The sequence below is a fragment of the Paraburkholderia sp. RL18-085-BIA-A genome (assembly GCF_046027075.1).
In the GTDB taxonomy this organism is placed as follows: domain Bacteria; phylum Pseudomonadota; class Gammaproteobacteria; order Burkholderiales; family Burkholderiaceae; genus Paraburkholderia.
Window position 1 is genome coordinate 1 of sequence record NZ_JARESU010000199.1, and the last position, 11400, is coordinate 11400.

An 11400-nucleotide genomic window follows, 5' to 3' on the forward strand; every position below is an offset into this window, starting at 1 on the left:
GTTAAGAGGTGGCCCCGTTATTTCGGACAGCTCGCGGGGATTTTAAGTGAAACGCGCCGGGTGTCAGGCTGCAGTTTTGCTCACTGAGCAGGAATCGAATAGCGTTTCGCGGGAGATTCGTCAGTAATACGCAGTGCATGGGTGCAATTACGTGAAAACGCGAACGCTGTTTGCAGAAACATGACGTATGGGGGTGTCCTGCAAGCCAATGTAAACCTATCATCCAATCAGCAAGTTTCAAATGGAGCATGACGTCGGGCTGCTATACAGATTGAACCGCGCGTCGTTCAGGAGATCAACGAATCTCTATCCGCGTAGACGGAGAATCGCGCACTAACCCCATGAGCGGAGGAATATCAAATGTCCGCGATAGAATCTGTCTACCACGAGAGCCGCGTTTTCCCGCCAACGGCCGAAGCGTCGACCAATGCCGCGATCTCCGGCATGGACGCGTACAAGGCGTTGACCGCCGAAGCCGAGCGCGACTACGAAGGCTTCTGGGCACGTCTTGCGCGCGAAACGCTCTCGTGGCACAAGCCATTCACCAAAATGCTCGACGAATCCGATGCACCGTTCTACAAGTGGTTCGAGGACGGCGAACTCAACGCGTCGTACAACTGTCTCGATCGACACGTCGAAGCCGGCAACGGCGCGCGCGACGCGATCATCTTCGAAGCCGACGACGGCACCGTCACCAACATCACCTATCAGGACCTGCTGCAGCGCGTGTGCCGCTTCGCCAATGCGCTGAAGAAGCGCGGCGTGAAGAAGGGCGATCGCGTGGTGATCTATCTGCCGATGTCGGTGGAAGGGGTCGTCGCGATGCAGGCTTGCGCGCGAATTGGCGCCACGCACTCGGTCGTGTTCGGCGGGTTCTCGTCGAAGTCGCTGAACGAGCGGCTCGTCGACGTGGGCGCGGTCGCGCTCATCACCGCCGACGAGCAGATGCGCGGCGGCAAGGCGCTGCCGCTCAAGAGCATCGCGGACGAAGCGCTCGCCGCCGGCGGCTGCGAGGCGGTGAAGCACGTGATCGTGTATCGACGCACGGGCGGCAAGGTCGCGTGGAGCGAAGGCCGCGACCTGTGGATGCATGAGCTCGTCGAGAACGAAGCCGATACCTGCGAGCCCGAATGGGTCAGCGCGGAACATCCGCTTTTCATTCTCTATACGTCGGGTTCGACCGGCACGCCGAAGGGCGTGCAGCACAGCACGGGCGGGCTGCTGCTGTGGGCCGCGCAGACCATGAAGTGGACCTTCGACGCAAAGCCGTCCGACATCTTCTGGTGCACCGCTGACATCGGCTGGATCACGGGACACAGCTACATCACGTACGGCCCGCCCGCGATCGGTGCCACGCAGGTCATGTTCGAAGGCGTGCCGACCTATCCGAACGCCGGGCGCTTCTGGGAGATGATCGCCAAGCACAAGGTTACCATCTTCTACACGGCGCCGACTGCGATCCGCTCGCTCATCAAGGCATCGGAAACGGATGCGAAAGTGCATCCGAAGAGCTACGACTTGTCGACGCTCCGCATCCTCGGCACGGTCGGCGAGCCGATCAATCCGGAAACATGGATGTGGTATCACGAGAACGTCGGCGGCGGGCGGTGTCCGATTGTCGATACGTGGTGGCAGACCGAAACCGGCGGCCACATGATCGCGCCGCTACCGGGCGCGACGCCGCTGGTGCCGGGTTCGTGCACGCTGCCGTTGCCCGGCATCATGGCGGCGATCGTCGATGAAACCGGACAGGACATGCCGAACGGGCAGGGCGGAATTCTCGTTATGAAGCGTCCATCGCCGTCGATGCTGCGCAACGTCTGGGGCGACCCGGATCGCTACAAGAAGAACTACTTTCCCGAGGAACTCGGCGGCAAGCTCTATCTCGCGGGCGATGGCGCGGTGCGCGACAAGGACACCGGCTACTTCACGATCACGGGCCGTATCGACGACGTGCTGAACGTATCGGGCCACCGGCTCGGCACGATGGAAATCGAGTCGGCGCTGGTGGCAAATCCGATAGTTGCCGAGGCCGCCGTCGTCAGCCGTCCGGACGATATGACGGGTGAAGCCGTCGTTGCGTTCGTCGTGCTGAAGCGCTCGCGTCCGGAAGGCGAAGAAGCGACCAGGATCGCGAATGAACTGCGTGCATGGGTGGGCAAGGAGATCGGCCCGATCGCCAAGCCGAAGGAAATCCGCTTCGGCGAGAACCTGCCGAAGACCCGTTCGGGCAAGATCATGCGCCGCTTGCTGCGTTCGCTCGCGAAGGGCGAGGAGATCACGCAGGACGTATCGACGCTCGAGAATCCCGCGATTCTTGACCAGCTCCGTTGATCGCGCTCCGATTTTCAGCGTGCCGGGAAAGGGAGCGGCGCGTTGGCCTCCCGGCACGCTTGCGCCGAAGCTGTGTTAACTGCGGCGGCTCGCCTGGTCGCATGGGACTTCCCTCGGACGTGACTCAACACGAGGAGGCGCCTGACAGTGAAACCGGGATGCGATTGCGCTTCGGGGTTCGGCCCGGTTCCGTGTCGCGAAGGGTGGATCGTGGTCGAATTCGGCCCCATGTCGGCAAAAGTCCATGAGGAAAGTCGAAGTGTCCGGAAGGGTCACTTTTCATACGTGGAACTGGAGGTAAAAAATGGAAGAAGATCTCGTTCAACGGATAAAGTCCAATCTCAACTACCAGAAGTTAGTATCGACACGTTCTTCGTATGGCTGGATGCTGACTGGAATGATGATGGTCGTGTACTACGGCTATATCCTTCTGGTTGCGTTCGGCAAAAACCTGCTTTCCGCCAAGATTGGCCACGGCGTGATGACCTGGGGCGTCCCGATCGGACTGTTCGTCATCATTTTTACTGTGGCCATCACCGGGATTTACGTTTGGCGCGCCAACCGCGAATTCGATGACCTCACGGCTCAAATTCGCAGTGAGGTGCTGTGATGTCGACACTCAAACGCATTCTGTGCGCACTGACTCTGAGTGCCGTGGCCGGCGCAGTCTTTGGGGCCGGTGGGGACCTGGGTCAGTTACAAAAGCAGCCAACCAACTGGACGGCGATTTCGATGTTCGCTGTCTTTGTCGTGTTCACCTTGTTCATCACGAAGTGGGCCGCGAGCAAGACGAAATCCGCTGCGGAGTTTTACACGGCCGGCGGTGGCATCACTGGCTTCCAGAACGGACTGGCGATTGCCGGCGACTACATGTCCGCGGCATCCTTTCTCGGGATATCCGCCGCGGTCTATCTGAATGGCTATGACGGCCTGATCTATTCGATCGGCTTCCTGGTCGGATGGCCCGTTATTACGTTTCTGATGGCAGAGCGTCTGCGAAATCTCGGCCGTTTTACCTTCGCCGACGTTGCCGCATATCGTTTTGAACAGACGCCTATCCGTGTGTTCGCGGCATCGGGCACGCTGGTCGTCGTAGCCTTTTATCTGATCGCACAGATGGTCGGCGCAGGCCAGTTGATCAAGCTGCTGTTCGGTCTGGAATACTGGATTGCCGTCGCGATCGTCGGCAGTCTGATGATGGTCTATGTGCTGTTCGGCGGCATGACGGCAACTACATGGGTCCAGATCATCAAGGCCGGCTTGCTGCTCGCGGGTGCGAGCTTCATGGCATTCATGGTGCTGGCGCAATACCGCTTTAATCCCGAGGCGCTGTTCGCCAAAGCGGTCGAGATTCATTCCAAGAAAGACGCCATCATGGGGCCGGGCGCCTTCATCAAAGACCCGATTTCCGCGATCTCATTCGGTATGGCGCTGATGTTCGGCACGGCAGGCCTGCCGCATATCCTGATGCGCTTTTTCACGGTGCCTAGCGCCAAGGAAGCCCGCAAGTCCGTGTTCTGGGCAACGACATGGATTGCCTACTTCTACCTGCTGACATTCATCATCGGTTTCGGCGCCATCGTTCTGGTCAGCACCAACCCGGTGTACAAGGACGCGCTCGGCGGGTTGCTGGGCGGCAACAACATGGCGGCCATCCACCTTGCGAACGCCGTCGGCGGCAACGTGTTCCTCGGCTTCATCTCCGCTGTGGCCTTCGCCACGATTCTTGCGGTGGTCGCTGGCCTGACGCTATCCGGCGCTTCCGCGGTGTCGCATGATCTCTATGCGACCGTGTTCAAGAAGGGCAAAGCGGCCAGTGAAAAGGAACTGGGTGTTTCGCGAATCACGACTGTCGTACTGGGCATTGTGGCGGTGGTTCTGGGAATCGCATTCGAGAAACAGAACATCGCGTTCATGGTGTCGCTGGCCTTCGCCATTGCGGCGTCGGCTACATTCCCGGTGCTGTTCATGTCCGTGCTGTGGAAGGATTGCACGACACGCGGCGCGACCATTGGCGGCTTTATCGGCCTGATTACCGCGGTCGGACTGACGGTTGTGTCGAAGTCGGTGTGGGTCGACGTGCTCGGTCACAAGGATGCGATTTTCCCGTATACGTCGCCCGCCTTGTTCTCGATGTTCGCGGGTTTCTTCGGCATCTGGTTGTTTTCGATTCTTGATCGAAGCGAGCGTGCCCGTCTCGACCGTGCGGGGTATGAGGCCCAGAAAGTACGGTCGGAAACCGGCATCGGTGCGTCTGGGGCTTCCGGCCATTGACCACCGATGCGTTGCATCAAAACCCCCAAGAGCGGTCCAGGGGGGTTGGCCGTCGACCGACGCTCTTCTCGACGACGATGCTGTATTGCCATTGGCGAAAGATGTTTTTTACATCCTGGACGGACGTTCCATGTTGCATCGCACCCTTGTCGGCCAACGCCTGATCGCGTCGTTTGTTTTAGGCTGGCTGTTGTTCAACTATCCGTTGCTAGCCCTGTTCGACGGCATGCGCACCGGGTTCGGTATTCCGCTGTTGTATGGTTATCTGTTCGTCGCCTGGGCTCTGTTTATCGGACTGTTGGCGTTGATCGCGGAAGGCGGAGGGCGTCGGAAAAGGGCTTCGCCGTCCGCCCCGGCTTTGAAGGACTGAAATGCTGGACGGCTGGGTCATTGCGCTGGCGTCGTTCGCATATCTGGGCGTGCTGTTTGCGATCGCCTTTTATGGTGACAAGCGCGCGGATGCGGGCGCCAGCATCATCAACAGCCCCTACGTTTATGCGTTGTCGCTCGCGGTGTATGCCAGCTCGTGGACATACTATGGCAGCGTCGGCCGTGCCGCTGTAAGCGGCATCGGCTTTCTGCCGATCTACCTCGGTCCCACGCTGATGGCGGCGCTGTGGTGGACCGTGCTGCGCAAGCTCATCCGCATCAGCAAGAACAATCGCATCACGTCGATCGCCGACTTCGTCGCATCGCGCTACGGCAAGAGCGCGCTACTCGGCGGCCTGGTCACGCTGGTGGCCGTGGTGGGCATCGTGCCTTATATCGCACTTCAGTTGAAGGCCGTGTCGGAAAGCGTCGCGGTGCTGGTGCATTATCCCGACATCGTCACCCGGCGCGGCGAAACGCGGCCGTTGTGGTCGGACACGACGCTCTACATCGCGCTGTTGCTGGCGATGTTCACCATCCTGTTCGGTACGCGCCACCTCGATGCTTCCGAACGTCACGAGGGAATGGTCGCCGCGATCACATTCGAGTCGCTGGTGAAGCTGGTGGCGTTCCTCGCAGTGGGGGTTTTCGTCACATTCGGAATCTACGATGGCTTCGGCGATCTGTTCACGCGCGCCGACGCCGTTCCTGCATTGAAGGCGTTATCGACATTGAATGGCGGCGAGGCGGGTGCTGACAGTCCAGCCTTCGGCAGTTGGACGTCGCTGATTGTGCTGTCGATGCTGTCAATCATGCTCCTACCACGTCAGTTCCAGATCTCCGTCATTGAAAACGTCGACGAAAACCATGTTCGGAAAGCCATCTGGCTGCTGCCGTTGTACCTCCTGGCGATCAATGTGTTTGTGCTACCGATCGCGTTCGCGGGGATCATGCATTTCCCCGGCGGCACCGTCGACCCGGATATGTTCGTGCTGACTCTGCCGATGGGGGAACATCACGCGGCGCTCGCGCTTTTCGTGTTTATCGGGGGGCTGTCGGCCGCGACCGGCATGGTCATCGTCGAGACCATCGCGCTCAGCACCATGGTCTGCAATGACCTGGTGATGCCGTTGCTGTTGCGCCTCCAGTTGCTGCAAGTGAGCCAGCGCGCCGATGTGAGCGGACTGTTGCTCGCGATCAGGCGCGCAGCGATCGTGCTGCTGCTGATGCTCGGATACGCATACTTCCGGCTCGCCGGCGAAGCTTACGCGCTGGTCTCGATCGGCTTGATTTCGTTTGCGGCTGTTGCGCAGTTCGCGCCGGCGATGCTGGGCGCAATCTACTGGAAAAACGGCACGCGGCTCGGCGCGCTTGTCGGCTTGAGCACGGGATTCCTGCTCTGGGCGTACACGCTTTTGTTGCCATCGTTCGCGCAGTCGGGCTGGCTGTCGTCGAGCTTTCTCGCACAAGGGCCGTTCGGCATCGGGTGGCTTAAGCCATGGCAACTATTCGGATTGCAGGGACTGGACCAAGTCTCGAACGCGCTATTCTGGAGCATGCTGGCGAACGTGGGCGGCTATGTCGGCGTGTCGCTCATGAGCCGACAGAGCGCGGTGGAAAAGGCGCAGGCGATCCTGTTCGTCGATGCCTACGCGCACGTCGGCGGCACAGTGCGTTCGCAGGTGTGGCGCGGCAGCGCCTCGGCCGACGCGGTGCTCGCGCTGTTGCGGCGATTTCTCGGCTCCGCTCGTGCCGATGAGGCATACGCCCGGTTCCTCCGTGAGCGTGAGCATGACCGTGGCAACGCAAACGCACTGGCCACGGACGCCGAACTCGTGCATTTCGCCGAGATTCAGTTGGCCGGTGCGATCGGCGCCGCGTCGGCGCGTGCGATGATCGCCTCGGTGGTCGATGAAGAACCGCTCGGGCTGGACGAAGTGATGGCGATACTGGATGAATCCTCGCAAGCCGTTGCCTACAGCCGGCAACTGGAGCAGAAATCGCGCGAACTGGAGGCGGCGACGGCCGAACTCAGGGCAGCCAACGCCCGGCTCACCGAGCTCGACCACATGAAGGACGATTTCGTCTCCACCATCACCCACGAGTTGCGGACACCGCTCACGTCGATCCGCGCGTTCTCGGAAATCCTGCGCGACCATCCCGATCTTGCCGCTGCCAAGCGCAGCGAATACCTTGAGATCGTGATCAAGGAAAGCGAGCGGCTCACGCGACTCATCAACAACGTGCTCGACCTTGCCAAGATCGAGTCGGGTAGCGTCGAATGGCACACGGCACCACTCGACTTGAAACAGGTGATCGAAGATGCGGCGAACGCTACCCGTCAGATGTTCCAGGAACGACGCATTGAGCTTGCACTGGATCTGCCGCCCGAGGTGCAGCACGTTTCGGCCGATCCCGACCGGTTGATGCAGGTGATGCTCAACCTGCTGTCGAATGCGGCGAAGTTTTGCGACCGGGCAAGCGGCCGCGTCGCAGTGAGCCTTAAGCAGGAGGGCGGCGGGTTACGTGTCGCGGTGCGCGACAACGGACCCGGCGTGCGCCCGCAGGATCGTGAACTTATCTTCGAAAAATTCCGTCAGGGTGGCGACGCGCTGGCCGGCAAGCCCCAGGGCACCGGGCTCGGGCTGCCGATATGCCGCGAAATCATCCGCCATTTCGGTGGTACGCTGTGGCTTGAAAGTTCGCCCGGCAACGGCGCGGTGTTCGTGTTCACGCTCCCGCTCGCGAACGCGCCGGAGATCACGTCATGACCCACAAAGTCCTTATCGTCGATGACGAGCCGAACATCGTTATCCCGCTGGAATTCCTGATGATCCAGAGCGGCTACGAAGTGGGCATCGCGCGGGACGGTGAGGAAGCGTTGGCGCAGATGACCGCGTTCCAGCCCGATCTTGTCCTGCTCGACGTCATGCTGCCGCTGCGTAGCGGTTTCGAAGTCTGCCAGAAAATTCGCGAAAATAGCGCTTGGAATCGGGTCAAAGTGATCATGCTGTCGGCGAAGGGGCGCGACGTCGAGATGAGCAAGGGCCTCGCGCTCGGTGCTGATGCGTATATCACCAAACCGTTTTCCACCAAGGAACTGGTCGAGCAAGTGCGCTCTTTGCTCACGAGCTTTGACTGAAACCGCGCATGATTCGGAAGATGATTGCCAAACATCGCTTTGGCGTCGGATTGACGCTGCTCTTCGCAGTGCAAGTGCTCCTCGTCGCCGCGATTTTTTTGGCATTCTCGCTCGACATGACGCAAGCGCAGCGCGAGTTGCTGCGAGAAATGCTGCTGCAACGCAGCGCGCTATGGGTGGCCCTCGCGACGCTTCTGCTATTCGCGCTGGGCTTCGGCCTGAAAGCGTTGTTCAAGGGTTATTTCACGCCGATCGCCCGGCTGTCCGAAGACGCAGTCCTGCTGGCAGCCAACCCTGGTCATCGCATGACGCCGCAGGGCGCACGCAACGTGCGCGTGCTTACCGAAAAGCTCAACGCGCTCGCTGCCGCACATCAAACGCTGCACGACGACGTGCAGGAAAAAGTCGAACTGGCGAACCGTGCGCTGGCGGAAGAAAAAAACCGGCTCGCTGCGCTCATGGCGGAACTCGCGCTGAGTGTGCTGGTGTGCAATATCGAGGGGCACATCTTGCTTTACAACACCCGCGCGAGACGGTTGCTCCAAACTGGCCACGGCGGTTTCGAGTCGATCGGGCTGGGCCGCTCGGTGTTCGGCGTGATCGATCGCGGCCTCATCCTGCATGCGCTGGAACAAATCCAGCACCAACTTCACAAGCAGGCCGGGGGCACGGCGCCCCTGGTTTGCGGCTTCGTCGCCACGCTCGCCGAGGGGCTGATCGTGCGCGCGCACATGGCCCCCGTTTTCGATAGCGTGCACGCCCTCAACGGCTTCGTGCTGACGCTGGAAGACATCACCCGCAACGTTGAGGCGGACAGCCGGCGCGACGCATTGGTGCAGTCGGTCACTCAGGACGCACGGGCCACGCTCGCGAATATCCGTGCGGCAGTGGAGGCCATTCAAACGTATCCGGACATGAGCGGCGCGAAGCGCACCCAGTTTACCGGGATCATCGACGAAGAGTCGAAGCGCCTCGTCTGTCAGATCGACCGGGCGGCACACCAGCGCGACACCGACATGGACGGTCATCAGGAACTCGAAGACATGCGCGGTGCTGATCTGATCGCGCTGCTGCTGCGGCGAATCGGCAATCCATCTCTTCGCGTTACTTCAGGCAATACGGTCGACGCGACGCTGTGGCTCAAGGTTGACAGCTATGCATTGACGCAGGCGCTCGCTTATCTGGCTCAATGCCTCGCCGGCGAGGCCGGTGTCACTGAGTTGAGCTTCGGGCTGTATCGAGACGGCGGTCTGGCGCATCTCGAACTTACCTGGAGCGGTGCGCCGCTTTCCGTCGACACGCTGCGAAGGTGGGAAAACGCGCCTTTGCAGAGCGGCGCGGCTGATTCGGTCCTCACACTGAACGCGGTTATTGCGCGTCACGGCGGTGAAGCGGTTTATTGCCCAAACTCGTCAGGGGGCGCGGTGCGTTACCGCCTGATGCTACGGCCCTCGGAGCCTCAATCGGCGCTGGACGTACCGTTGACGCACGAAGGCCGGCCGGAATTTTACGATTTCGACCTGTTTCATCGGCCTGGACAAAGCGCCGAAATCGACCAATCTCTGCTCTCCCAGCTCAGTTACACGGTGTTCGATACCGAGACCACCGGACTTCAGCCTGCTGCAGGCGATGAAATCATTTCTATCGGCGCGTTGCGCATCGTGAATGGCAGGTTGCTGCAGCACGAAAGCTTTGACCGTCTGATCGAGCCGCGGGGCACCTTGAGTGCCGAGTCGATTGCAATTCACGGCATCACTCACGCCATGCTCAGGGGCCAGCCTTCAATCGAAACAGTGCTGCCGCAATTTCACCGTTTCGCCGCGGACACTGTGCTCGTCGCGCACAACGCGGCGTTCGACATGCGATTTCTGCAGATACTCGAAGCGAAAACCGGCGTGGCATTCACGCAGCCCGTTCTCGATACGCTGCTGCTGTCGCAGGTGATCCACCCGAATCAGGCCGAGCACTCGCTCGAGGCGATCGCCGGGCGCCTCGGCGTGCCGATACTCGGGCGCCATACCGCTCTGGGAGACGCCATCGTCACGGGCGAAGTGTTTCTCAAGATGACCCGCTTGTTGGCGGAGAAAGGCATAGTCACGCTCAAGGATGCACGCGAAGCTGCCGAACAGACCCTTTACGCGCGTATCCGCTACTGAGAAAAGGACCGTCCATGGATGACTCGGCCGCGTGCAGGCCTGATGCCGTGTTCGACTCGCAAACCGTCGCGGGACGCGCATTCGCGCGCGACCTTGAACGCGCTCATCGCAGCATACGCGACGCGTCGGACACGGCCGGACTGCAACTGGCAGCCGCGCAGATTCAGGCGCTGGTGCATCGCGCGGTCGGCCAAGCGGCGCCGGAACCGCTCACTCGATTCATTTCCACGCTGAACGACACGTTGACGCGACGCGTGATCGAATTGACCTGCGCCGGGACGCAAATGCAGGGGGTACGCTGGTGCTGGATCGCACTTGGCAGCGAAGGCCGGCAGGAACAGACACTGTCGAGCGACCAGGACAATGGCATCATCTTCGCCGGAGACGGCAATGCCTCGATACTGCGCGACCGGCTGTTGCCGCTGGCTCTGCGCATCAACGAAGCGCTCGACGCTTGCGGGTTCCCCCTGTGTACCGGGCAAATCATGGCGAGCAATCCGCAGTGGTGTCTGGACCTGCACGAATGGCGGGCGCGTTTCACGAACTGGATCATCGAGGGCGATCCGCAGGCGCTCCTTAACGCGAGCATTTTCTTCGACCTGCGCCCGCTATACGGTGCTAACGATCTGGCACAAGCGCTGGCGGATTGGCTCGCGAACAACGCGCCGGACAATCCCCGCTTTCTGTTCCAGATGACGGAAAACGCGTTGCGACGCAAGGTGCCGCTCGGCGTGATACGCGATTTTCTAGTCGAAAAAGGAGGGAAGTTTGCCGGCACCATCGACCTCAAACTGCACGCCGCGACGCTGTTCGTCGACGCCGCCCGAATCTACGGCCTGGCCTGCGGCGCCCGCGCCAGCAATACGGCCGATCGCTTCAGACTGGCCGGTGAGGCGCAACGCCTGAATCAGTGCGATGTGCATGCGTGGATCAGCGCGTTCTATTTCATCCAGATGTTGCGCCTGATAAATCAGCAGCGTTGTTACGAGCGCGGCTCGACTATGCACAATCACGTCGATCCAAACGAACTGGGCGCGGCAGCGCGGCACGCGTTACGCGACGCGCTCCGCCATGCACGCGCGTTGCAGAAACGCCTTGCCCTGGATTACCCCGGCACCGGCTAAT

8 protein-coding genes are annotated in these 11400 nt (G+C 60.8%); all 8 read left to right on the forward strand.

Going from position 1 to position 11400, the window contains the following annotated elements:
* Window positions 1-360: 360 nt before the first annotated feature.
* The 8 genes from acs (at window position 361) to P0D89_RS47755 (ending at window position 11399) form a co-directional block, all read left to right on the forward strand.
* The gene (gene acs, locus P0D89_RS47720) at window positions 361-2334 is read left to right on the forward strand and encodes an acetate--CoA ligase (protein ID WP_408369307.1); all 1974 of its coding nucleotides are present in this window, start codon (window positions 361-363) and stop codon (window positions 2332-2334) included.
* 304 nt (window positions 2335-2638) lie between these two features.
* The gene (locus P0D89_RS47725) at window positions 2639-2944 is read left to right on the forward strand and encodes a DUF485 domain-containing protein (protein WP_408378949.1); all 306 of its coding nucleotides are present in this window, start codon (window positions 2639-2641) and stop codon (window positions 2942-2944) included.
* Complete coding sequence (locus tag P0D89_RS47730; protein WP_408378952.1) at window positions 2944-4608, forward strand: cation acetate symporter; 1665 nt, start codon at window positions 2944-2946, stop codon at window positions 4606-4608. Before P0D89_RS47725 ends, P0D89_RS47730 begins: the two co-directional genes overlap by 1 nt.
* Before the next feature lie 130 nt (window positions 4609-4738).
* Window positions 4739-4978, forward strand: a complete 240-nt coding sequence (locus P0D89_RS47735; RefSeq protein ID WP_408369303.1) for a hypothetical protein — start codon at window positions 4739-4741, stop codon at window positions 4976-4978.
* A 1-nt stretch (window position 4979) separates the two neighbouring features.
* On the forward strand, window positions 4980-7748 hold the full coding sequence (locus P0D89_RS47740; protein ID WP_408369301.1) for an ATP-binding protein: 2769 nt from the start codon (window positions 4980-4982) through the stop codon (window positions 7746-7748).
* Window positions 7745-8119, forward strand: a complete 375-nt coding sequence (locus P0D89_RS47745) for a response regulator transcription factor (RefSeq protein ID WP_408369299.1) — start codon at window positions 7745-7747, stop codon at window positions 8117-8119. The genes P0D89_RS47740 and P0D89_RS47745 overlap by 4 nt, the downstream gene beginning before the upstream one ends.
* Before the next feature lie 20 nt (window positions 8120-8139).
* The gene (locus tag P0D89_RS47750) at window positions 8140-10275 is read left to right on the forward strand and encodes an exonuclease domain-containing protein (protein WP_408378955.1); all 2136 of its coding nucleotides are present in this window, start codon (window positions 8140-8142) and stop codon (window positions 10273-10275) included.
* A 14-nt stretch (window positions 10276-10289) separates the two neighbouring features.
* Window positions 10290-11399 carry a DUF294 nucleotidyltransferase-like domain-containing protein gene (locus P0D89_RS47755; protein WP_408369295.1) on the forward strand — a complete coding sequence of 370 codons (1110 nt, stop codon included), beginning with the start codon at window positions 10290-10292 and terminating at the stop codon, window positions 11397-11399.
* The last annotated feature ends 1 nt before the right edge of the window (window position 11400 follow it).